The sequence below is a fragment of the Aliivibrio fischeri ATCC 7744 = JCM 18803 = DSM 507 genome (genome assembly GCF_023983475.1).
Classification (GTDB): Bacteria; Pseudomonadota; Gammaproteobacteria; order Enterobacterales; family Vibrionaceae; genus Aliivibrio; species Aliivibrio fischeri.
On sequence record NZ_CP092713.1, the window covers coordinates 507,704 to 530,603 of the forward strand.

The window sequence follows — 22,900 nt, forward strand, 5'->3', positions numbered from 1 at the left end:
AATGACTAATATAAATTTAACATCGGCGAATAGAAACTCTCGATTCGTAAATAATGGTGATGTAGCCCCTAGAGGGGTGAAAAACACAAGATTAGAAAGGCAATCTAGAGGAGGAGTACATGATGGTATCCATAGTGTAAAACATTCTCCTGAGGGGCTTCAAAGATGTAATAAAAATAAAATCGAGAAGAACCAGAATGATATAAAAAATTTAGATGCTAAAAAAGCGGATAAACAAGAAATCGCTAATTTAAAGAATGAGCAAGGAAAAAAAATTAGTGATTTAGTTAATCAGGTTGAAAAACAAAGTAATAGAATTAGCAAGCAGATTGGTGATTCTAATCAAAGTATTACTCAACTACATACAAAAAATACTGAACTGAAAAGTGCAATAAATCAGCAAGGTAATAAATTAGAAAGTTTAGATACTTTACTCAATAAGCAAAAAGATAAGCTTAATATTAATGAAAGTAAGTTAGATGGATTAACTAAAAAACAAGATGCACAGCAGGATGCACTTAATAGCCAAAATGAAAAGATAGATAATACTTTAAAAAATAATAAGTTAAAAAATCTTATTATGGGAGGTGGAGTTGCATCAGCTGTAGTTTTAGGTGCGAGTGCCTTAGGCGTAGCATTAACCACTAAAGATGGTGTAGACGGCCAGGATGGTGTAGAGGGAGAAGATGGAGCACAGGGTCCAGAAGGTCCGCAGGGTCCAGAAGGTCCGCAGGGTCCAGAAGGTCCGCAGGGTCCAGAAGGTCCGCAGGGTCCAGAAGGTCCGCAGGGTCCAGAAGGTCCGCAGGGTCCAGAAGGTCCGCAGGGTCCAGAAGGTCCAAGTGGGCCAGATGAAAGTGCAATACTTGACGATATGAATGATAGTTTGAATGACATGGCATCAGAAATTTCTCAGGGTGGGTTAACACCAAGTGAAATTGATGATATGCAAGCAGAGCTTGATGATATGCAAACAGAGCTTGATGCATTACCAGATAGTCCGGAAAAAGCGGGAGTACAAGAAGATATTGATGAACTTAATAATTTTTTAGAAGATTTAGAGTCATAATATTAATATGGGGCATTATTAATGCCCCTAAATTTAAACAATATGTAGGATAAGATGAGTTATTATAAAAAAATCATTTTGATTCTACTTTGTTCAATTTGTATAGCATGTGGAAGTGAAACAGAACAAAGTATTATTTTAAATAAAGGAATAACATTTGATGAAGTGAATGAAACTATTTTTCTGCTCGATAATATAAATGTAAAATATGAATTAGAAGATAATGACAGTGTATACACAATTCGAGTTAGTAAGGTAGATTTAGCTCGAAGTAATTACGTTTTTAGCAAATATAAAGAAGAGAAAAAAAAGATACATAAACATGAGAGTGAAAAGTACACAGAGTTATCTAATCTTTTGTCTACAATAAATGGAGTCTATATAACTAAAGTTGTTGAATTAGAAGACGATATATTAGTTAATGTGATAACCACACCATTAGTAGAAAAAGTCAAATTAGAAAAAGAAGTAAAAAAACTACTTGGAGATAAAACAAAAAAAAGCTTTAGAGTTATATTATCGGAGTATAATCCCGTTAAAAGTATTATTAAATACAATTATGAATATATATTGAGTAACAAAAAGAAGGATGAGAAATGAAAGTATTAATATTATTACTGCTTATGTTTAGTACATCTTCTTTTGCTAAACAAGAAAATAAAAAAATAGATTATTCAGGTATCCAAGTATTATTAACTCAATATGGTAAAGATAGAGGTCGAGATGTAAAATTAGACCGTTGTTTAATTGAGAAAGAAATCGATGAACAAGTGATGCTTTTTGATGAAGATTTTCTACAGCAGCTTTTTTATAACGAAGGGATAACAAGCGTAGTAACACAATCAGAAATTAAATTTTCATGTAAAGAAAAGTTGATTCAGAAGCGATTTAAAAATCTACCTAATCTAGACTTTTTAGAAGGAAAAGTAACACCAATTTTACATTCGAGATCATTGTTAAGCCGTGATATAGATGTAACCATGCCAAAAGATGCGTGGGATATGTTTAATAAGAACAGTTCAAAAGATAAAAAAGAACTAATTGAAAGTAATACGGTAAGTAAAAGTTCTGAATTACATCATTTTCAATTTGTTAATCGAACTCCTTCAGATGCTTATGTAGATACATTAATTAACTTTATTTTAGATTCTGGTGGAGAATCAGCATTTTATGATAAAAAAGAAAGAACATTATTTTATTCATTGGGGAGCTTAAATAAAAACATTAATTCAAAGTTATTAGCCATGGATAAAGAGGAAAAACTTTATAAATTGATGCTAACTAAACTTGTTGTAAATGCTGATTCAATTGCAAAGTTTATTTATAATACGAACACAAATTTAGAAAGTAAAATGCTCAAAGATATATGTGCAGAACAATGTGAGAAAGAACAGGTAATCAGTTATCTAGAAAACTTAAGCCCACATAAAGATATAAACAAAATATTTGCTTTAAGAAAGCAAGGGTTAGATGTCTCGATAGCAGAAACTAAAGCTGAATTAATTGAATCACACATATTAAATATTGCGCAAGGTAATGAAAACAATATAAACCGAACCATAGATAGCAGCAATGTAGGTGATGACGAGGCAGTTTATCAATCAGATATTTATACAATAGAAAGTGGTTTTTCATTAGATATGGAAATAAATTACTTTAATAAAAATAGATCAAAAGTGAGCTATTCACTACAAGATGGTGAGCAGAATATCGAGCAACTCAATGATGGTGTCATTGCTGTAAATAGAATAAAGAATACAGGAGATGCAATAGTTAAACATCAAGAAGAAAAGAAGTTGTTTTCTATCATCTCCAATAAAGAGACCGAACAAGAGAAGATATTTCCAATCTTAGGTTATATACCTTGGGTTGGAGGGTTATTTAACTCATATGAGATGATAAATAATGAACAATATATTTACTATTATGTTAACATTTCTCCTATTTAATATTTCATTTATCGCTAAAGCCGAATCAGATTTCATTTTTAATAAAGAAAGTGGGTTGCTGATTATAAGTGATGGTAATGCGGTAGATACCTTAGATTCAATTGATTTTTTTCAAGAAGTCAAAGATGTTGTTTACTTAAATGACTATATAAAAACAATACTTTACAATCATGGTATCGTTGAATTTATTTCTAACACAAGAATAAACTCAGAAAATATATGTATTATAACAAATAAGGAAGTTGTTGATTTTATTGATGATAAATCAAATATAAATTTTAAATTTAATTGTTATGATTTTTTAAATCCAGATATTAAGTATAAAATATTAAATGAAAAAATCATCCTGCTAGAAAAAAATAAACATGTTGAAGAAAGCTTAAAGAAAAACAAGATTAAATATGAGTTAGGTTATATAAAAGGAAAGATTAAAATTAAATATAAAAATGGAAAGACAAGGGTTTTAACATATTGAAAGTTAATAATAGAGTTAACAATGTTCAAAGAAACATTGAAGCACGACAAGATATAGAAAATAAAAATAAAAAAAATCAAGCACATGTTAAAAAAATATCAAGTAATAATAAGGGGGAAAGTGAAAAAAAGAAAAATTATGAGCATAAAGACAATGAAGGATTAATTTCACTTTTAAAAAAAGAGAAAGAAATAACAAGCATACGTAATTTATTTTCTAACTCTAATCATAAAACAGGTATTAACAATACTTTAAATGATGGAAATCAGATAGTTGATAGACATAAGTCAGCGTCTTTAAATAGAATTACGAGAGAGTTAGATAAAGTGGATCTACCTCATAATGTTACCTCACTTATTCATAAGCTATTAGAGGCAAGTGATCTCGCGATAATGAAAACAATAATAAGTAAGGATTACACAAAGTTGAAATTGAGTGAAAAAAATGATGTCGCTAAATTTATAATTAGGATAGATGCAAATGTAATAAATAAAAAGAAAGAACTAGTTAAATACTTATTGGTGACTATGTGATAAAACAGGTATTAATTGTTGGGTTTATTTGTATGATAATAATGTTATTTATTATACCAATAAATTCAACCGTATTAGATGTATTAATCGGAATAAACATATTTTTTGCTATTTTATTGTTATTAAAGGCCTTAACAACATCATCATTGGTTGAGTTTTCGTCTTTCCCTGCCTTACTGTTGATATCAACCTTATTTAGGCTGGCGATAACCGTAAGTAGTACTCGATTGATATTGAGTGAAGCGAATGCTGGTAATATTATTGAAACGTTTGGAGAGTTTGTAACACGAGGCAATATGGTCATTGGGGGAGTTGTCTTCTCTATTGTAACGATTGTTAATTTTGTTGTAATAACTAAAGGTAGTGAACGTATTGGTGAGGTGTCTTCTCGTTTTTTTCTAGATGCATTGCCTGGTAAACAGATCTCAATAGACAGCGATTTAAAGTCGGGATTAATCTCTGAAGCTGAAGCAAAAAATAAACGTTCACTATTAGATAAAGAAGCGCAAATTTTTGGTTCTTTAGATGGAACAATGAAATTCGTAAAAGGTGATGCTGTTGCTGGCTTGATTATTATTTTTGTTAATATATTTGGAGGCTTGGCTGTTGGCAATTTATACCACGATATGGCACTCTCTGAAGCGGTAAGCACATTTACATTATTAACCATTGGAGATGGCTTAGTGGGTCAGATCCCTGCTCTTATTATCTCTATTGGTGCTGCAATTATTGTATCAAGAGTAATGGATGAGACGACAGAATCTTTGGAAGAACAAATATCATTACAATTATTTGGTAATTTAAACATTCTTATAATGTCAGCTGTGTGTTGTGTCGTTTTAGCTTGTATTCCTGGAATGCCATCAGTAATTTTCTTAATTCTTGCTGTTATTCCTTTAATTGTTGGCTGGTTTTTTAGAAATACACCTAAAGTGACAGGATACTCTGATTTAGATTTATTAAAGTCTGATATCGTAATAAAGTTACCCACTAAATATTATAGTCAGGCTGAAAAAAAACAAATAGCGAAAGATATCGAGACAGCTGTTTATGAAAAGTTTGGAATTATTATAACTCAGCCTGTGATTGCTCACACTCAACATAATGAATTTGAACTTATGTTTCAAGGCTACAATGTAGAGTGCCCATTTAGTGCAATGCATTTTTACAATTATTCAAGTGATAATAATGAAGGGGATGATAATACAGTAGCTAATGTATTAGGGCAAAATATAAAGATTAGCTCTGATACAAGCAAAACTAAAAGTATGCAAGTTATATTAGATTGGTATAAAGATAAAATTTTTAAAAACATTAAGAATAACTTTGGCATTCAAGAAACAAAATTTTTACTTGACTTTGTTTCGATTAGTAATTTTGATTTAGTTAATAGTTTACAACAGCAAATAGCAATTCAAAAAATAACATCGGTTCTAAAAAGGCTATTAAATGAAGATATAGCACTACTTAATATTAAAGAAATATTTACAGCATTACATTCATGGTCCTCTAAAGAAGAAGATGAGTTATTACTAGCTGAGTTAGTAAGAATTGAAATTAAAGAGCGCATTTGTAAAAAAATTGCTATCAATAATACAATTAAAGCCATGCAATTATGTAGTGATACATCGAAAGCAATTGATAATGCGATTAAGCATTCAGCTACTGGTGCTTATTTAGAGTTGGATCCTTCTTTTGATTATTGGTTAACGAGCGAGGTTGACCGACTTTCTCAAGAAGTTAATAACTTTGTTATATTAGCAGATACAGATATAAGGAGGTTTGTATGGAGCACAATTAATAAAGACAGAGAGAGTTATAAACAAATACCAGTAATATCTTTCCATGAACTGGTAAAAGAGATAAAAGTAGAAAATATGGGAACAATTAAATTAAAAGATTAAGGTAAGTTATGGTTACTATAGATACAAATAATCTATCCATTGAACAGCTCGTTTCTCAGTTAGCTGTGAATAATGTAGAGCAGTCATATAAATCGTCAGAAGTTTCTAAAGCTCAAATTGATAGCTATAATAAACAAGTGATTGAGTCTAATAATAAGGTACTTCAAGAACAGATGGAGAAAAATGATATTAGAAGAGGCCCTTTTGCTAGAATATTTGGATGGGTTGCAGGCATTGCTGCTGTGGTTGCCGCTCCTTTTTCTGGTGGTGCTTCATTAGGTTTGACCGCTGCGGTTGCTACGTCAAAAGCGACTCAAGAGATCAGATGTTCTAAAAAAGATAAATCTATTGAGATTGAACAGGCTAATATGAAATTGAATAATAATTTAATGCAAAAGCAGATAGAAACGGTATCAAACACTATTGGTCAGTCTGATTCGATGTATGGACATACCTCTTCAATTGTTGAAGGCATTGATCAAAATTTATCTCAAATTATTAAAGGTTAATTATGGAAAATTCAATTACAATTTCATCAAGTAATCAAAGTGTTGGCGAATTAACATCTAGCATTAGTAAGCTGATGATTCAAGCTGATGAAAAAAGAAACTCATCTTCTGAAAAAGAAGTTGAAGCTATGTATAAACAACTTGATGCACAAAAAGAAGCAGCGCATAAACGTATGTCTCAAGCTATATGGTCTTCTGTTGGTGGTTTAGTTATTGGTGGTGCGATGAGTAGCATGACTGGTGGGCTATTAACTAAAGGTGTTAAAAAAATCACAGACAGCTCTGTTATGACAAAAGTCAAAGATTCGTTCATTTCAAATAATAAACATAATGGATTCAAAGAGCAGTTCTCTATCTCTGGAGATAAAATTTCTTTTGAAGGCATGAAGTTTAAACCATATGATATGAAAGATACTCATATCACAAAAGGTCAAGAAAGGATTTATCATAATATGGATAAGGAAAGTAAGCTAGAATGGAGTAAGCTTGCTGATAATGAGAAAATTCAAGTACTGAAAAAGATAGAAGAAAGTCAAAGTAAAAACGCTATCGAAAAAAATGGCTTTTTGAATGAGATTAAACACTCAGAAGACCTAACGACTATGCAAAAGTCCATTATTGACGGCAATCTAAAAAAGGCTGAATCATTAAAAGGCGTTGCAGAAGCTGGAGCTTTCATGGCTGTCTCTCAAAGTTCAACTCAGGTTATTTCTGGTTGTTTTGAACCTTCAATTAATCAATCTGAACGAGAAGCGACTGTTGAGCAACATCATAAAGATAAAGCAACAGACATTAAGCAGTCATTCTCGGATACCAAATCAAGCTATATGTCAGCAATGAAATCAATTAATGACTCATATAATGAATCATTAAAAACAATTGTTCGTTCATAGTATAAAATCATAATACAAAGTAAGGAGGAAATATTGTTTTCAGTAGATGCACAATATGGCGGATTAATTTTTAGTGTTATTTTACTAATGTTTTTTTCGTTTTTGTTTGTTATAGGAACACCTTTTTTATTGGTAAGCATTTGCTTTTCAATATTAAGAACAGCAATAGGTGCGCCGCAAACACCTCCGAACTTTGTTTTATATGGGTTGAGTGCTGCGTTAACAGTGCTAATAATTCAAGATCCAGTATCTGAATCCATAGCTAATTTAAATAGTAGCTCTCAAATTTTGTACTCAACCGAAAATATATTAAGTAAATATGAAGTAATTGACCGTTCTTTTACTCCGTATAAGGAGTTTATTAAAAATAGAACAAATGAGTCGAAAATTATGAATAAGTTTAAATCAGAAGAGTGTATTAATGATGAGAAGAAGTGCAAAATGCATGAAATATTACCATCTTATACGATAAGTGAGTTAACAATTGCATTTCAACTGGCATATAAAATATTTATACCATTTATTATTATCGATTTTTTAGTTTCTGTTATTCTTTTGGCATTAGGCATGATGATGATGCCACCATCGTCTTTTTCTTTACCAATTAAATTATTTTTCTTCTTTTATGCAGACGGTTGGAATTGGGTCTCAAACATTTTGATTGAAGGATACTTATGAAGGAAGTACTCTATGAAATATTAATGCATTTAACTTATTATGTTTTATTAATAGCAATAGGTTCAGTATTAATATCTCTAATATTATCTATATTTCAAGTGCAAGATCAATCATTGGCACTGTTATACAAGATCATTGTCACTGTCTTTTATATAAATAAGAATTATGTTGCTGTCATTCAAGGTTTAATGAGTTTATGGCGTATGACTTAATCTTAGAGAGTATTATTTTTTATATATTGGTGTTCTTAGCAGCTATATTTTTTGTTCCCTTTTTTGATAATAGCAAAGCATTTCTTTATAAAATATCAATAGCGGCTGTTCTAGGCGTCTCATGCTTTATTTCATTTGGAACCTCTGGTGAAGCCGTTTCTCTAAACTTAGAGACACGTATCATTATTATTGGATATTCTCTTTTTCTTGGTTATCTATTTGTTTTACCAGTACATATTCTACTGGGTATTGGTGACCTTTTGGATACAATGAGAGGGGAAGGTTATGTAGACTCTATATCTTCGTTAAGTGATGAAGGTGAATCAACGCTCGCTAAGCTTTTTTTTATGTATTACCTCGCACATATTATGTTTAAAGATGCATTTTTTATACATATAGAATCTATTGTAAATATTTTAATTGAGTTAAAAATTGACCCTATTGAGTACCTATTTGAGGATTTTTTATCGATATATCATTTATATATGAAAGAAGCATTATACTTTATTATTCCTTTAATTCTTGTTGATGTATCGATTGCCTTTATATCCAAGCTTAACAGTAATATAAATATGTTGACTTTTTCTATGCCAATTAAAAGTATTTTAGTTTTATACCTTCTTGTATCAAAAGGAATGTAATGGAAAAAACAGAAGACGCAACACCGAGAAAGAAGAAAAAATCACGTTCAGAAGGGCAGAAAATTAGCGTTAACTTTGGATTGCAAAATATTGTAGCGGCTTGTTTGATTTGTTTTTTATGTTACGTGTTTTTTTTATTTATTGATAGCTTTAAAATAGAGTTCTTAAGTATCACTAATCCTGATTTTTATGATAACTTAATGTTTATTATAAAGTTTATTCTAGTGTTGTTATTTTTAGGATTATTTATCAATATTGTGACTGACGCCTTATTAAATCGAGGGGTGGTGTTAAACTTTAAGATATTTAGAATGCCTAACCCTATAGAAAATATGAAGTACCTTTCATTTAAAAAAATGTTTCCGTGGATGAATGTTTTTTTTATAACTATTTTTTTTAGTATGTATGTTATATGTATATCGACTTTTTTAGTTAAAGGAAATAGTAAAGAATACCTATTTTTTATTATTTTAGGATTTATCATAATATCTTTGATCTCATTATTTTTTGATTATTTCATTCAAAGAGCAATTTTTGAAAAAAATAATAGAATGTCAAAGCATGATATTAAGAAAGAACATGAAGACCAAGAAGGGAAGGCGATAGTGAAAAGCCATATTCAAGGGGTACAAAATTCCTTATTAAGTTATGATGAGATTCAAGAGTTAAAAGAAGCCGATGCTATTATTTTGAATCCTATACATATTGTGGTAGCGATAAAATATGATATTGAAAAGTCACCAGTACCTTATATTTCATTCATAGCAAAAGAGCTTAAAGCTGAATATGCACGAAAAATTATTTTTGATAACCGTTATTTATATCATATAAACATTAAGTTTGCTCAAGGAGTTAAAAGGTTAAAAGCGGGAGAGAATCTTCCAAGCAAGTACTACAGTGACTTTGTTGAGTATTATCACAACAAATGATACTTAGGCACTTTTTTAATATTAATTATTATTATGCTGTGTCTTTTTAAGGTCCCCCCCGTTACTTTTACTTGTACATTCTTTACCTATAGCTAATTACAGGTGAACTACTAACTTAATTCGGTTTTTATTATGATAAAGAAAATATATAAAATTTATATAATTGCTTTTTTAGTTTTGTTAGCAATATCAACAGTTTCCATCTTTTACAGTATGAATAACGTTCAAAAAAATGAAACAATTAAGGCAGATAAAGTTGTTGTGTCAAGCGTATCATCTTTATTTGAGGAAGATCTAAAGAAAGATATCGTAGCATTAAAAAAGCTATCTAGCTTATTTTTTATTGATAAGTTGGCTGCATCAGAAGATGATTTTTTAGAAAGGTTTAACTCAATAATTAGTCAAGAGGAATCAACCAAAGATATTTATTTTTCTGACATGCAGGGATATGTGTTTAGTGCACAAGAAGGCGGATATATCAACACAGGGTATAATGCAAGAAAGTTAAATAAAGAGTGGTTTACACGTATTGTTGATGATAAAAAAGACTTTAATATATCGACAGCAACAACCAATTTATCTGGAGATTTTATCATTTCTCTTTCTGTACCAGTACGAGATAATGGTGAAATAGTAGGCGTACTAGCAAGTGATATTATGCTTTCCGCATTACTGCCTGATTTAGGCGTTGAGTTTGCAATAACAGATAATGACAATAAAGTGTTATTAACAGATAAAATTAATCAGTCGTGGGTTTCTAAAGACTTATTTGAACTAAGACCTTGGTTTGCAGATGCAAATGAAACGCCATTAAAATATCAAAATGCCAATAATGAGTATTATAGTGTTACTCAAAATACGATTTTTAACGGATATAAGCTTTTTTCATTTATTCCTTTGACTGAGATCATTAAAGCAAATAATTTAATTATTATTCTTATTGTTGGTTTGTTGTTATTTATCGGATTTACCATGTTTTTCCTCATCAAGTTCTTGATTGATAAAGAACTAAAGGTGATGCCAGAGGTGGTTTCAATCATTGATAAAATGTCAGGTGGCGACTTTAGTGAGTTTTCTTTAACGAAATCAAATAATGAATTTGATAATATATCTGATTCACTATCTCACCTGCAGTCTACTATATCTAAGATTACAAAATCTGCCGAAACTAGTATGAATGAGCTAGATAGTAATCAAAAAGATATCGAAATAATGATAAAAAATGTTTCTGATAAGGTAGAGATTGAACTGACAGAAGTGGAGCAGATAGCAGCAGCAGCAACCGAATTATCAGCGACAGCTTTAGATGTTGCTAAAAATGCAGATAGTGCTGAATCGTTAACAACGGTTATGGTTGATGTAGTTAATCAGGGGTCAAACACTTTAAATCGTTCGCAAGATATTTCTAATCAAGTCAATACATCAATTAATGAATCTGTTATTATCGTCAATGAGTTAAGGGATTTCTCAAATGATATTAGTTCGATAGTTGATGTGATTAATTCAATATCAGAACAGACTAATTTACTTGCTCTAAATGCCGCTATTGAAGCAGCAAGAGCCGGAGAGCAAGGGAGAGGATTTGCAGTTGTTGCGGATGAAGTTCGTGAGTTAGCAAAGAAAACGCAAGACTCAACAGTTGATATTAAAAATATTATTTGTAAACTTCAAGCTCAATCAAAAAAAGCGGATGATTACATGTTAAGTAATTCTCACTTAATAAATGAATCTCAGGCCGTTGCAAATGAAATAGAAGCTGTTTTTGTTAAGATATCTGATAAAATTGGCAATCTCTCTGAAATAAACTCATTAGTGGCAACAGCATCAGATCAGCAATCTTCAGTTATTAGCGATATCTCTCAACGCATTGTTTCTATTAATGAGATGGTGCAACACAATGTTAATTATGTAAAATTAACACTAGAGTCGAACAGTGATATATCTCAGCAAACTAATAAGCTAAGCAAAGAATTATCTTTTTTTAAATAGTTTTTTTACAGCTACTTTTGTAGCTGTTTTTTTATATTAAAATTCTAGTTTTAATAAACATATCGCTTATTATTCGAACAAAAATATTTTTTGAAAAACAAGTCAATATCTATGTAAAAACACCAAGGTAGGCATTTGGTGTTTTTATTTTTTTTATGTGCTATTTTAATCAAGAGGGGTATATTTTAATTTCTACATTTAAATAGCTATGTGGTGAACGTCAAATGCGGTTATTTTTAATTTGTAGTTTTCTTTTATTAATTTGTGCATGTGATCGAAAAATAGAAAGTCTAATTACATCGCCTTCTATTTTATCTAATAGTAGCTTAAAGCTAGAATCTTCCCTTGTAACTTTTATTGAACCTGAAATTGTAGAGCCTGACTATATTCAAAATAGTGCAGTTCGCTCAATTGTAGATAAATCGATGCTGGATGATTTAGACTATATTGCTTTAAATCATGGGGTCGTAATTAATGTTACACCTTATTTAATTTCTGAGTTATATGTGAAGAACAACTCGACTATAAGGAATATAAGGTTTGGTTCTTTACCTTTTATCTCCGATTTTTTAGCATTAAACAAAATTGATCAACGCTGGGATGATACTGTATTATTTAACTGTCTATTATCGAGTCGAACAGGCCAGTATCAACTAAGCGAAAGAGGTAAACTATGGGATTCAAATAGATTATATGTAGATAGTCAACAGCGTAATTTTGATAAGCTAATTCAGGTTTATGATCAACTAGTGGTGAATGCTCCTAGTTCGTTAAGTGATATTATGCTGATAATGAATCGAGATAGCGATGATAATAACACCGATTTTTCATATTATGATATGACATTTAATGATTATGCTGTAGATATTTACTCAGATGCCCCCATTTTAGAGAAAGATTTTAACTATTATAAGGACCAAGAATTTTATTATAGTCACGATCTCAAGAATGAACCCATTTTCAGTAGTAATACATACTTTTCTTTATGATTATTTGATGGTAAGCATAAGTAAAATGATGACGTTTATTAATAGTAGAATTATTTAAATTTACACCTAAATTAAATACTTTTGTTTTGTTGTAAGTTTGTTGCTATTATTTAGTGTTAATGATGGGTAAGGTTGAGTGGGTAATTAATCATGAATTATAAATCAGAAATAACTTACATAGATCAGTATGAATTTTGTCTTGTGACAGGTGTTGATTACTTATCAGCAAAAGGAGAGCGTTTTCGAATAATAGCTAAAAAAAGTTTGTTATCTATTCAACTTGAGTTTAAAAAGGCAAGTGAAAGTAATATGCTTTCTGTTAAGTTAATTCATAAATTAAAGGGCATCGTTTCTTCTGTTGGCGCTATTTATATCACAAGGATATGTATAAAAATAGAGCAATATAAAGAGGTATTATGCCCTGCAAGTATATATGCACATCTTGATCTTTTACTTCAAAACTTGATTTATTCTTTAGATTAAGGGGGCATTATGAAGATAAAAAATCGCCTTATAGCATTTAATGCTTGTTTTTTTATTATTTTTGTGTCGCTATTCTCACTCTCATTGTTTACGTTAGTAAACGATACTTCCCAAAAACAGTTTGATAAAATAAAAGAAAGTGTAAATAAACATGATAGAGAGTTACTTAGTAACTTTTTAAAAGCGCAAAATGGGAATTTAGAGCGAGAGATTCATTTAATTTCTGAGAGTATGCAGCACATTACAGGTGATGTTTATAATCAATTTATTTTGAATGGAGGTTCATTTAATAATATTGCTGAAGAGCTGCTTAAAGAGATTAGTTATTCTAAAGGCTATATCAAAGAATTATCTATTATTAATGTAGAAAAAAATGAAAGGCATTTTATTGAAAATGGGCGCTATAACGTTTCATCATATTTTTTTGAAGCAAGAAAACTCACTAGCTATAAAGGTATTTTCTTTAAAAAAGTAGTTAAAGGAAAGAGCATAGAAAAGTTTTTTTTGTACTCTTACATGGAGAATAATGGGTTATTAAGGTTTGAGTTAGATCTTGATTACTTAAGTCACTCTTTAGTGATTGATAATATAAACTCATCTGAAAATTATCAATACTTTTTAATGGATAAAAGTGGTTATTTAGTCGCTTATAACTACAATAAAAACATAACGGGACTACTTAATCGTTATGTGAAGTACGGTGGGAAAGAAGAAACAGCTTTATCACATATGCTTTCACATGATTCTGGTTTTATCTCTGTTGATGACGGTAAAAATCAATCCCTTTTTTCGTTTTATAGGAGTAATGATACAGGACTCATTCTAATACTTTTTACACCGCAATCAATCACGATGAGTAACTTTTTAAATATTAAAGAATATATTTTAAAAACAGACAAACACCTGTTTGTTTATATTTTCTGTTTAAGCGTTATCTTGTTGTTTATATTTGTTATTTTGCATACTTTAATCATAAATAATTTAACCTCCCCTCTTAAAAAGTTAGTGAAACAGGCAAAAGCATTAAAGGCGCAAGATTATGAAAAATCAATGCTTGTGATTAAAAGTAATGGTGACGAGATAGAGGCGCTATCCAGTGCCTACAGTGAAGCAAGTTGCTCACTAAGAGATTTAATTGATGGGCTAGAAAATGAGATAGAAGAGAGAACTCGTCAATACGAGCAAGCCGTTAATGTCGCAAATGAAGCAAACAGGCAAAAATCAATACTATTGTCGAATGTTTCTCATGAGATAAGAACGCCACTAAATGCTGTAATTGGTTACGCGACCATGATGAAAAAAAGCAAATTTAACCATGAGCACTTTATAGATTCAATATTAACGTCAGGTGACACTATTCTTCAGTTGGTGAATGATTTTTTAGATTTAGAAAAGGTTAAAGCCAGTAATTACGCTTTGAAACCAACACATGTTCCCATCAATATATTATTGAGTGATATTGAAAGTGTCTTTAAACCATTGACCATGAAAAAAAACATAGGTTTTAAAGTCACTTTACTTGATATTGATAGTAACCGTTTACTTTTCGTTGACGAGCTGCGCTTTAAACAAGCATTGACTAATATTATATCAAATGCGTTTAAATTTACGAAAGTAGGTAAAGTTGAGCTTAGGGTAGTTTTAGATTCCGAAGGTAAAACAATAAGTTTTGATATTATTGATACCGGTGTAGGGATACCAGAAAGTAAATTCTTAACCATTTTTAACAGTTTTGAACAAGTTAATAAAGAAGATGAAAATGAAGGTTTCGGTTTGGGGCTCGCTATTACAAAAAACATAGTGGATTTAATGAAAGGTGAGCTAACCGTGTCTAGTAAATTAGGTAAGGGTACTATTTTTAGACTGGTTTTTTCAAGTGACATGCTTAGAAAAGATCAGAAGAATAATGCTGAGAAGGGAGGAGCTAAAGTTGACTTTAAATATGATTTCAAAGAGACAACAGCACTCATTGTGGATGACGTAGAGTTCAATAGAGAAATATTACAATTTCATTTGGAGTCACTTGGTGTATCTACTGTTATGGCTGACAGTGGGGAAAGTGCTTTGGCTATCTTTTCTAATAGTGATATTGATATTGTCTTTACTGACATATCAATGCCTGTTATGGGGGGCGTAGAGTTAGCCAAGCGGTTAAGAAGTTCAGGGTCTACAGTGCCCATTGTTGCAGTAACAGCACGAGCAACTCTACAAGAAGAGCTCCTAATGCGTTCGCATTTTGAATGCTATATTACAAAACCAATTAGTGAGGGGGATATCTTAACTGCGTTGAATTGTGCATTAAAATGTGGCTCTTGTGGCTGTTAACTTTTGCTATAGGGCTTTAAGTATAAGAATAGTTTTTAAAATTAATTTGTTACAGGTTGTGGGCTTTTTATAAAAAGATAATATTAATGTGCCCTTAGCTTTTTTGATTTATTAATTCAAAATTAGCCTATGTTTTAAAGTGCGAGAGCAAAAATGTTTGGTGAAATCATAAGAAATTTTCGGTTAAACAATGGGTTGTCACAAGCTGCTTTTGTTGAGCTTATTCAAAAAAGCAGTCGAAACTTCATGAACTTGGATGTCGTAACCTTAAGTCGCTGGGAAAGAGGTGTCACGAAACCACACCTTAGCAGAAAAAATGAATTGCTGAGTTTGCTTGGAATAAAGTTTCTTGATGTTTGGGGTAAAGATGATTACCGCAAAAACATAGGCAGTCTAATTAATAAGATTCATGTCGATGGGTATTTTGTTGAGAGAGAGTGCTCAGCGTTTGAGGTTGTTAAAATAAACGCGATGAATTCATTTGTTTTACCTGAGTTTTTACCTTTTCTAGAGCTCATTATTAAGCATGAAAAAAACATCATTTTTTCTCATTTTTTAAATGAAGGTCTTGAGGTAAAAACGATTTTTGAAAAAGTGATTAATCAATATTTTGGTGAGTTGATAATAGTCATGAGTAATGGCAGATTATTAGCTCATATTTTAAGTGTTGATTCATCAATAACAAATGATTTAAAGCAAAAGTATACTCACTTAGATTGTTTTAAAAATGAATTCATTTTAAGTATGAATTTAACGCATGAGGAGACGCTTGTTCCAACTCTCGGGAAGAAATTATACAGTTATTTGTACAGTTCGAATCCCGAAAAAGTATTTTGTATCTATACCACAAGTAAAAGAATGTTTGATATATTAACAGGTTTGGGGTTTGAGTATAAAACGGTAAGCGCAGAGTTAATGAATGAAAAAGTACTGATAATGAATCAAGTATTGCTCAGAAACCAAAGAAACTTAATCGATATTATCTTAGAGTATAAGGCGATATATAATGAATAAGAAAATTTTAATTGTAGATGATGTCGAGCTGTCATTAGAGATATTGATGAATGTGATTTCAGATTTGGATGAAGAGGCATCTATTCATACATCAGTTAATGCGTATGACGCAAAAGATAAGATTAATAAAAATGAGTATGATCTTATTGTTATGGATATCATGATGCCAGATGGCGATGGTTTTGAATTATTAAACATCATGTCAGAGGCAAAGATTAGCTCTAAAATCATTATTTTATCAGGGCTGGATAAGAATATTCTGAGTTCAGCCAGTATGTTAGGTAAGTTGTATGAGTTAAATATTGTGGCTTCGCTTGAAAAACCATTCGTTGCAGAGGATATGTTATTGCTTATTCGAAACGAACTGAACTCTGGAAGTAAAAAAGAGGGGGTAAAGTCTTTAAAAGTACTAAGTGAAGATGATAATTATCCAATATGTTTAATGTATCAACCGCAAATTGACACAAGTACGGGGGGCGTTGTTGGTTTTGAAATTTTATCCCGCTGGTTAGATTCTGATGGTGCTTTGTTGCCTCCTAGCTCATTTTTGCCTTTAATTAATCAATTTAATAAACAAAAGAATTTCACTAAGATTGTGTTGGAGCAGTTTGTAAAAGATTACTTGCAGTTTTTTTCTGGTGTAGATAAATCAATACGGTTCGCCATAAATATAGATCCTAATTTATTGGTAGATGATGATGTATCAAATTATATTATTGGTCTTAAAGAGTTTGGTGTGATGAATCCTATTGTTGTAGAGTTAACCGAAAATAACATAAGTGATGATATTCAAAAAGAGTTTTTAACAAGCGTTTTAAGGTTGAGCTTGCAAGGTGTGGAATTATCTATTGACGATTTTGGGGTTGATTTTTCAAACGTTGATAGGGTTATTAAGTTACCTATAAATGAGATTAAAGTAGATAAAAAAATAACAAAGGGCTTTCAATATAATGCAGATTATATGGATTATATAAAAAAAGTAGTGTCATTAGCGAGCTCTAAAAATGCAAGAGTAATATATGAAGGTGTTGAAACTCTTAAAGTTAAAAATTTACTTGAAGAGCATGAGGGTTATTACCAGCAAGGTTATTTTCATAGTGTTCCAATACTACCTAGTTTGTTACCGACGTATTTAACGAATAACAATGAAAATATGATGTAGATATTTAATGTAGAAGAAATTTGTTTATTATAGGCTTTGGTTGTATTACTAAAGCCTTTTTTTGAAAAATATTTTACATTAAGTAGTCACGCAAAAGTTATTGTGAATGTTCCCCCAGTAATAATTTAATATGTTTTTGATGTTAATATTGAGTTCTTCAAACGTTTTGAACGCTTCACATGATAATCATTCATATTTTACTTTCTTCCACAATATCATCAATGATATTGAGCTCTGGAGAGTACGGTGGTAAATAGCAAACGAGCACATCATTCATCAACTACTTATCAACAAGGCTATTTATATGGGCCCCCTATTTTACCATCTTTAGTCGATTCATTTTTAAAAAAATGGATAGCGATGGCAATGCTTTTTCTTTATAGGCTTTTAAAAAAATATATATTTTTATATGCACATGTTTTTTATGAGTTTAAATGATAATCTGATTATTCGAGTTTTAATTATTTAAAAGGTTCTACTATGAAAAAACTTACAGTTGTATTAGCTGTCATATTTTCTTTAATTGGGTGCGGGTCTGATGATTCATCACCAAGCGGAAGCATTGCGAAGGTTTCAATTTTACAAAATGAGATAAGTGAACATGGGATATTTGTAGCAGATACTGCAACTGTTGCTATTGAGCATAGTGGTGATATTAGCTCTAGATCTGTAAACTGGAAAGTCGATGATGTTCTTGTTGGTACAGGTGATACATATAAAGTTAAAAATAAAGATTGGCGTAAAAAATTAGAAGCGTGTGTGTTGTTTGAAGGAGTGAGAACATGTTCTGAATTGTTGAACGTACTACCTCGACACCCGGTTAGTGCTAGTCAACCTATTCAATATGCTTATTAGTGGAGTTCTATACAGTACAATACACTTTACAAATTTAGAAAAATAAAATTATATATTAATCGCTGTAAAAAGCTCTCATTAGTTATTTGAGAGAGCAATAACTATGAGGTCTTCTTAATTATAAAGCTAATAACTGTGTTGTTAGCTTTTTTGTATTGCTACTTATTGAGCGGATTAAGTTAGTCGTTTTGTTGTCATTAAATAATTGAGCGTTGCATGTGTTATCGAATTGTTATGATTGTTTTATCCTTCTTAATATTGGGGGGGTGCAATGATGAAGAAATACCTACAAATATTATTAAATATACTCTTGAATATGATGTTAAAGAAGGTTATCCATCTATTTCATCATCGCAACATGAAAGTGGTGAAGTGATAAGTCTTTCAACCGTTGAGCCCAAATTAAATGAACATGAATTTAAAGGTTGGCTTTATAAAGATCGAGTTTATTTGCCTGGAGAGTTTTTTGAAGTGAATAACGATGTTGTTCTTCATGCCGTGTGGGAACCAATATTATATGAAATTTCATATTATAGTGAAGCCTATCATGATGTTCCTTACAATAGAGAATATTCTCCTAAAGGAACAACGATGAAGTTATCATTTAATAGACCATTTAAAGAAGGCTATACTTTTCATTATTGGGAAAATAATCAGAATGCTTACTACCCGGGAGAAGACTATTTAGTTTTAGGTGACACCACATTTGTGGCTAAGTGGTTTATCAATAGTTACTCACTTACTTATGAAGAGAATAATGGTAATCTCTCTCCCATAGATGGTGGTGAACATACATACGGTAGCTATGTAACAGTAAGCTCGGAAGTACCAATTAAACAAGGCTATATATTTCAATGTTGGTTTGATAACGAATCTGGAAATAGTTATGAACCTAATACGAAAATACAGGTTATAAAAGACACGATATTGACAGCGCAGTGGATAGAAGAGCACACACTAACTTATGACTCAAATAATGGTAATGACCTTATTGTTGAAAGCATCCACATGGCTCTTATGTGCGTGTTTCTTCTAGTGAACCAATTAGGCATGATTATACATTTCAACATTGGTTAGATGAAGCATCGAATATAATTTATCATCCAGGTTCAACAATTCAGCTTACAAAAGATATTAGTTTAGTTGCTCAATGGAAAGAAACGGAGATATTTTCTGTTACTTACCATTACAAAAATGCTGTAGTAGAAACTCAAACATATCAGAATGTTGATTATTTTCTTCCTTATTCAGATTTTCCATTGATGTATAGCTATCGATATTGGCACACAGATCAACGGGGAGGCAGTGAAGGAGAGCAAATACAAAGAGGTGAACCTATTATATGGGAAGGGGATAATAAAGGCAGCATGGACTTGTATGAAACTGGTTGGGTAAAAGGTGAGAATCATAGATGGGGTAGCGGTATAGCAGATGACCTGTACATTAATCAAATATCGATACCTGGAACCCATGATTCAGCTGCTGATGAAGCTTCTTGGACTTGCGATAGTGGTTTGATACAAACGATAGTTGTGCAATCGGAAAGCATTCCCCAGCAGTTGAATGCGGGAGTACGTTTTTTTGATATTCGTACACGTTTTTATAATGATAGCTTTCCGTTACATCATGGTAGTTGTTTTCTTGATACCCATTTTGATACAGAAATGCAACATATAAAAGATTTCCTCATTCAGAATCCGAGTGAATTTATCATTATAATGATGAAAAAAGAGCATAAGACAGAGGGGAACACAAAAACATATCAACAAGTATTTGATGATTATCTTAAAGAGTTAGATATGGTCGATATGTGGGATCTTACTTATGAATTTAAAACAATAAAGGAATTAAGAGGAAAAATAATCTTAGTGGATAGAACCTACGAAATAAAGGGAGGAATAAGCATAGATAACTGGCGAGATAATATTAAAGGTACGCAATACGTAGGTTGGAATGATGTTGATGTCGAGGTGCAAGATTTTTACAGTTTTGGTTATACAGATAGTTCAGTGAATGGCAAAAAAGATGTGATTATGGATTTAATTAATTATTCATCAAGCGTGCCCGCGTCATTGAGTTCTACTTTAACATTAAATTTCACCAGCGGTTATTTTAATTATTGGACTGGAGTTCCCGGTCTTGGAGATTCGCGAATTAATCCATGGTTGAATGAATATTTGTCAGACAAGTCGGGTAAGCATCTAGGCATAATCATTTCGGATTATAATTCGTCTAACGCACGTCAATCATTAAAAGACAATATAATTAAACAAAATTTTGTTAATTAAAGAATAAGTTTTTTTATTAGAGTTACATCCATACCACTATATTATAGTATTTTTCCTGTATTTCACGTGTAATTCTTTGTGTTTTTATTATGGCATTTTATTTTTATTTTATTTTAAACGGCCCTGTTGTATCTCATGTAAATTAATTAAAATGAAGCCAAGCTTAATATTCAGTATTCCTATGTGGTGCTGTGTTTCTATTTATAAAAGGGTTGTTATGAAACAATATTTATTATCTGCGTTTTTAATTTTTGGCTTAACAGGTTGTAACTCTGAAAATATGTTCTCAGGCGGCTCAGGCGGCTCAGGTTCTGTGGTCGGAGTATCAATTAAACAAACAGAAGCGAGTGCTCATGGTATTTTTGTTGCCGATACAGCAACAGCGGAAGTAGAAGTTTCGGGGGAGGGGACAGTAAATTATGCTTGGAAGGTGGATGGAGAAGTGGTTGTAGAGGGAAAATCTAGCTATATACTCCAAAATAAAGACTGGCGTAAAATGTTAACGGTATGCGCGTCAATTGATGAGGGAGATGAAACTTGCTCTGAAGAGTTGCTTGTATTGCCTCGTTACCCTGTTGCTGCAACTGGCTCTGTGCAGTTTGCATATTAATTGATCAGAAAGGTAATAAAATGATGATGAAAAAAAAACAGATCTCTCTGAGTATACTGTGCGCTTTGTTAAGTCAAGCAAATATAGCGAAAGCAGAAGAACCTTTAAAAAATGAGAAATCAGCATTTGAAAGTGGTTTCTTTATTGGTGCAAAAAGCGGTTATCAACAATCTGTAGATAATAATTCAGATGATGCCCCTTCTTCTTTTGGGTATGGTTTTTTTGGAGGTTATCAAATTAACAAAAACTGGAGTTGGGATCTTGGTTATCAATCTTTAGGCAAGTTAGAAGTAGAGGATGTAGCAGTAGCCAATTCGCTAATAGAGTCAGCATTTAAATACAATTACTTTTTTAATGAAAGTAATTGGAGCGGCTATGGTCGTTTAGGCTTTGCACGCTGGAATGTCACGAAAACCAGTATGGGGATAGAAGACAATGCAGATGGTTTTTCCCCGCTATTAGAAGTGGGTTTTGATTATGCATTAACATCTAATTGGGTTGGGAATATCGGTTACCAATATATTAGTGGTATTGGTGATGATAATACAGGTCAAATGGACAGCCATGCGTTGATGTTTGGTTTGAAATACCAGTTTACAGGTAAGCCAAAGCAAAAAAATACGGCATTGGCAGAGCAGCAGCGTAAAGCGGAAGAAGCCGAGCGACAACGTCAAGCGCGTGAAGCAGAGTTACAGCGCCAGGCAGAAAAAGCACAAGAGCAAAGCAAAGCAAATGAGGCAAAATTAAAGCGTCAAATTGAAGCCGAAAAGAAAAAGCGCCTGCAAGCAGAACAAGCGTTAAAAAAGGCGAATCAATTGAATGAAGACGTTAAAGTTCTCGAATCGAAAAAAATCACCGCAAGATTTAACAGTGGTAGTAGTGTTCTTGCCAAAGAAGACAAGCAAAAATTGCAAAAAGACTTAAGTGAAGTCAATGAGTTAATGGAGCAGTTCCCACAATCTAAAGTCTATGTCGTTGGTCATACAGACAGCAGTGGCAGTGCAAAATATAACTTATGGATATCAGAGAAACGCGCTCAAACGATATCAAAAGAACTGCAAAAGCAAGGTGTCGCAAATGATCGTATCACGGTGAAAGGGATGGGCGAAACGAGCGCGACAGGAGTCAATAACCCCAAAGACCGTCGAGTTGATTTGGTGATAACCTGTGATGATTGTATTAAATAAATGATAAGGAATCCTTTGTTCGTATAGATAGAGAGTCCGTTTTAACGAAGACCAAGTACTAAGTTCATAGTACTTGGTCTTTTTTATGTGTTTTTAATTAATTTCTCCTCATGCTTAGCTAGCCTTATGGGGCCAGCTAAGCGGCAACACCACGATAAGTAGAGGGCAGATGCGCTGCTCGCTATATCGTACGCAGCGAAAAGTAAGCG

22 protein-coding genes and 1 pseudogene are annotated in these 22,900 nt (G+C 31.8%); 22 read left to right on the forward strand and 1 reads right to left on the reverse strand.

What is annotated here, in order from left to right; translation table 11 throughout:
* The first annotated feature begins 1 nt into the window (after position 1).
* The 17 genes from AVFI_RS15915 to AVFI_RS15995 all read left to right on the forward strand — a co-directional run bounded on the left by AVFI_RS15915 (position 2) and on the right by AVFI_RS15995 (position 17,751).
* A complete protein-coding gene (locus tag AVFI_RS15915) occupies positions 2-1,066 on the forward strand; it encodes a hypothetical protein (protein WP_252653965.1) in 1,065 nt (354 codons plus the stop codon).
* A gap of 54 nt (positions 1,067-1,120) precedes the next feature.
* Positions 1,121-1,666, forward strand: a complete 546-nt coding sequence (locus AVFI_RS15920; protein WP_054776160.1) for a hypothetical protein — start codon at positions 1,121-1,123, stop codon at positions 1,664-1,666.
* Positions 1,663-3,015: a hypothetical protein gene (locus AVFI_RS15925; RefSeq protein ID WP_188863166.1), complete on the forward strand. Its 1,353-nt coding sequence runs from the start codon at positions 1,663-1,665 to the stop codon at positions 3,013-3,015. The genes AVFI_RS15920 and AVFI_RS15925 overlap by 4 nt, the downstream gene beginning before the upstream one ends.
* The gene (locus AVFI_RS15930; protein ID WP_188863165.1) at positions 2,972-3,490 is read left to right on the forward strand and encodes a hypothetical protein; all 519 of its coding nucleotides are present in this window, start codon (positions 2,972-2,974) and stop codon (positions 3,488-3,490) included. Before AVFI_RS15925 ends, AVFI_RS15930 begins: the two co-directional genes overlap by 44 nt.
* Positions 3,487-4,023, forward strand: a complete 537-nt coding sequence (locus AVFI_RS15935) for a hypothetical protein (protein WP_054776154.1) — start codon at positions 3,487-3,489, stop codon at positions 4,021-4,023. Before AVFI_RS15930 ends, AVFI_RS15935 begins: the two co-directional genes overlap by 4 nt.
* Positions 4,020-5,927: a flagellar biosynthesis protein FlhA gene (locus AVFI_RS15940; RefSeq protein ID WP_188863164.1), complete on the forward strand. Its 1,908-nt coding sequence runs from the start codon at positions 4,020-4,022 to the stop codon at positions 5,925-5,927. The genes AVFI_RS15935 and AVFI_RS15940 overlap by 4 nt, the downstream gene beginning before the upstream one ends.
* Positions 5,928-5,935: 8 nt before the next feature.
* Positions 5,936-6,436 carry a type III secretion system translocon subunit SctE gene (sctE, locus tag AVFI_RS15945; protein ID WP_054776150.1) on the forward strand — a complete coding sequence of 167 codons (501 nt, stop codon included), beginning with the start codon at positions 5,936-5,938 and terminating at the stop codon, positions 6,434-6,436.
* 2 nt (positions 6,437-6,438) lie between these two features.
* Positions 6,439-7,329, forward strand: a complete 891-nt coding sequence (locus AVFI_RS15950) for a hypothetical protein (protein WP_188863163.1) — start codon at positions 6,439-6,441, stop codon at positions 7,327-7,329.
* Positions 7,330-7,362: 33 nt separating this feature from the next.
* A complete protein-coding gene (locus tag AVFI_RS15955; RefSeq protein WP_188863162.1) occupies positions 7,363-8,007 on the forward strand; it encodes an EscR/YscR/HrcR family type III secretion system export apparatus protein in 645 nt (214 codons plus the stop codon).
* A gap of 196 nt (positions 8,008-8,203) precedes the next feature.
* The gene (locus AVFI_RS15960; RefSeq protein WP_054776145.1) at positions 8,204-8,860 is read left to right on the forward strand and encodes a flagellar biosynthetic protein FliR; all 657 of its coding nucleotides are present in this window, start codon (positions 8,204-8,206) and stop codon (positions 8,858-8,860) included.
* The gene (locus AVFI_RS15965) at positions 8,860-9,789 is read left to right on the forward strand and encodes an EscU/YscU/HrcU family type III secretion system export apparatus switch protein (protein WP_188863161.1); all 930 of its coding nucleotides are present in this window, start codon (positions 8,860-8,862) and stop codon (positions 9,787-9,789) included. The genes AVFI_RS15960 and AVFI_RS15965 overlap by 1 nt, the downstream gene beginning before the upstream one ends.
* A 132-nt stretch (positions 9,790-9,921) precedes the next feature.
* Positions 9,922-11,778 carry a methyl-accepting chemotaxis protein gene (locus AVFI_RS15970; protein WP_188863160.1) on the forward strand — a complete coding sequence of 619 codons (1,857 nt, stop codon included), beginning with the start codon at positions 9,922-9,924 and terminating at the stop codon, positions 11,776-11,778.
* Between the two features lie 224 nt (positions 11,779-12,002).
* Entirely contained in the window at positions 12,003-12,767 is a 765-nt protein-coding gene (locus AVFI_RS15975) for a hypothetical protein (RefSeq protein WP_188863159.1), read from the forward strand.
* A gap of 150 nt (positions 12,768-12,917) precedes the next feature.
* Complete coding sequence (locus AVFI_RS15980) at positions 12,918-13,250, forward strand: Hpt domain-containing protein (RefSeq protein ID WP_188863158.1); 333 nt, start codon at positions 12,918-12,920, stop codon at positions 13,248-13,250.
* Between the two features lie 9 nt (positions 13,251-13,259).
* Entirely contained in the window at positions 13,260-15,575 is a 2,316-nt protein-coding gene (locus AVFI_RS15985) for a hybrid sensor histidine kinase/response regulator (RefSeq protein ID WP_188863157.1), read from the forward strand.
* A 153-nt stretch (positions 15,576-15,728) separates the two neighbouring features.
* Positions 15,729-16,589, forward strand: a complete 861-nt coding sequence (locus AVFI_RS15990) for a helix-turn-helix domain-containing protein (RefSeq protein WP_188863156.1) — start codon at positions 15,729-15,731, stop codon at positions 16,587-16,589.
* Positions 16,582-17,751 (forward strand): EAL domain-containing response regulator, encoded by a 1,170-nt coding sequence (locus AVFI_RS15995; protein WP_188863155.1) that lies wholly within the window; start codon positions 16,582-16,584, stop codon positions 17,749-17,751. The genes AVFI_RS15990 and AVFI_RS15995 overlap by 8 nt, the downstream gene beginning before the upstream one ends.
* 86 nt (positions 17,752-17,837) lie before the next feature.
* Here the strand turns inward: AVFI_RS15995 and AVFI_RS16000 are convergent.
* Positions 17,838-18,031, reverse strand: a pseudogene (locus AVFI_RS16000) (transposase); the annotation flags it as partial.
* 200 nt (positions 18,032-18,231) lie between these two features.
* Between AVFI_RS16000 and AVFI_RS16005 the strand changes: the two are divergent.
* The 5 genes from AVFI_RS16005 (at position 18,232) to AVFI_RS16025 (ending at position 22,691) form a co-directional block, all read left to right on the forward strand.
* Positions 18,232-18,606, forward strand: coding sequence for a hypothetical protein (locus tag AVFI_RS16005; RefSeq protein ID WP_188863154.1), 375 nt, complete (start codon positions 18,232-18,234; stop codon positions 18,604-18,606).
* A gap of 216 nt (positions 18,607-18,822) precedes the next feature.
* Positions 18,823-19,683 carry an InlB B-repeat-containing protein gene (locus AVFI_RS16010; RefSeq protein WP_252653966.1) on the forward strand — a complete coding sequence of 287 codons (861 nt, stop codon included), beginning with the start codon at positions 18,823-18,825 and terminating at the stop codon, positions 19,681-19,683.
* Positions 19,626-20,894 carry a phosphatidylinositol-specific phospholipase C domain-containing protein gene (locus tag AVFI_RS16015; protein ID WP_188863152.1) on the forward strand — a complete coding sequence of 423 codons (1,269 nt, stop codon included), beginning with the start codon at positions 19,626-19,628 and terminating at the stop codon, positions 20,892-20,894. The genes AVFI_RS16010 and AVFI_RS16015 overlap by 58 nt, the downstream gene beginning before the upstream one ends.
* A gap of 217 nt (positions 20,895-21,111) precedes the next feature.
* Positions 21,112-21,504, forward strand: coding sequence for a hypothetical protein (locus AVFI_RS16020; protein ID WP_054776124.1), 393 nt, complete (start codon positions 21,112-21,114; stop codon positions 21,502-21,504).
* 20 nt (positions 21,505-21,524) lie between these two features.
* The gene (locus tag AVFI_RS16025) at positions 21,525-22,691 is read left to right on the forward strand and encodes an outer membrane beta-barrel protein (RefSeq protein WP_188863151.1); all 1,167 of its coding nucleotides are present in this window, start codon (positions 21,525-21,527) and stop codon (positions 22,689-22,691) included.
* Positions 22,692-22,900: the final 209 nt, after the last annotated feature.

Bases quoted from the DNA above. Each gene is read 5' to 3' on its own strand.
- AVFI_RS15930 (WP_188863165.1), top strand. From the start codon at position 2,972: ATGAACAATATATTTACTATTATGTTAACATTTCTCCTATTTAATATT.
- AVFI_RS15915 (WP_252653965.1), top strand. From the start codon at position 2: ATGACTAATATAAATTTAACATCGGCGAATAGAAACTCTCGATTCGTA.
- AVFI_RS15925 (WP_188863166.1), top strand. From the start codon at position 1,663: ATGAAAGTATTAATATTATTACTGCTTATGTTTAGTACATCTTCTTTT.
- AVFI_RS16025 (WP_188863151.1), top strand. From the start codon at position 21,525: ATGATGATGAAAAAAAAACAGATCTCTCTGAGTATACTGTGCGCTTTG.
- AVFI_RS15920 (WP_054776160.1), top strand. From the start codon at position 1,121: ATGAGTTATTATAAAAAAATCATTTTGATTCTACTTTGTTCAATTTGT.
- AVFI_RS15970 (WP_188863160.1), top strand. From the start codon at position 9,922: ATGATAAAGAAAATATATAAAATTTATATAATTGCTTTTTTAGTTTTG.
- AVFI_RS16010 (WP_252653966.1), top strand. From the start codon at position 18,823: ATGTGTTATCGAATTGTTATGATTGTTTTATCCTTCTTAATATTGGGG.
- AVFI_RS15950 (WP_188863163.1), top strand. From the start codon at position 6,439: ATGGAAAATTCAATTACAATTTCATCAAGTAATCAAAGTGTTGGCGAA.
- AVFI_RS16005 (WP_188863154.1), top strand. From the start codon at position 18,232: ATGAAAAAACTTACAGTTGTATTAGCTGTCATATTTTCTTTAATTGGG.
- AVFI_RS15985 (WP_188863157.1), top strand. From the start codon at position 13,260: ATGAAGATAAAAAATCGCCTTATAGCATTTAATGCTTGTTTTTTTATT.
- AVFI_RS15995 (WP_188863155.1), top strand. From the start codon at position 16,582: ATGAATAAGAAAATTTTAATTGTAGATGATGTCGAGCTGTCATTAGAG.
- sctE (WP_054776150.1), top strand. From the start codon at position 5,936: ATGGTTACTATAGATACAAATAATCTATCCATTGAACAGCTCGTTTCT.
- AVFI_RS15965 (WP_188863161.1), top strand. From the start codon at position 8,860: ATGGAAAAAACAGAAGACGCAACACCGAGAAAGAAGAAAAAATCACGT.
- AVFI_RS15980 (WP_188863158.1), top strand. From the start codon at position 12,918: ATGAATTATAAATCAGAAATAACTTACATAGATCAGTATGAATTTTGT.
- AVFI_RS15960 (WP_054776145.1), top strand. From the start codon at position 8,204: ATGGCGTATGACTTAATCTTAGAGAGTATTATTTTTTATATATTGGTG.
- AVFI_RS16020 (WP_054776124.1), top strand. From the start codon at position 21,112: ATGAAACAATATTTATTATCTGCGTTTTTAATTTTTGGCTTAACAGGT.
- AVFI_RS15990 (WP_188863156.1), top strand. From the start codon at position 15,729: ATGTTTGGTGAAATCATAAGAAATTTTCGGTTAAACAATGGGTTGTCA.
- AVFI_RS15975 (WP_188863159.1), top strand. From the start codon at position 12,003: ATGCGGTTATTTTTAATTTGTAGTTTTCTTTTATTAATTTGTGCATGT.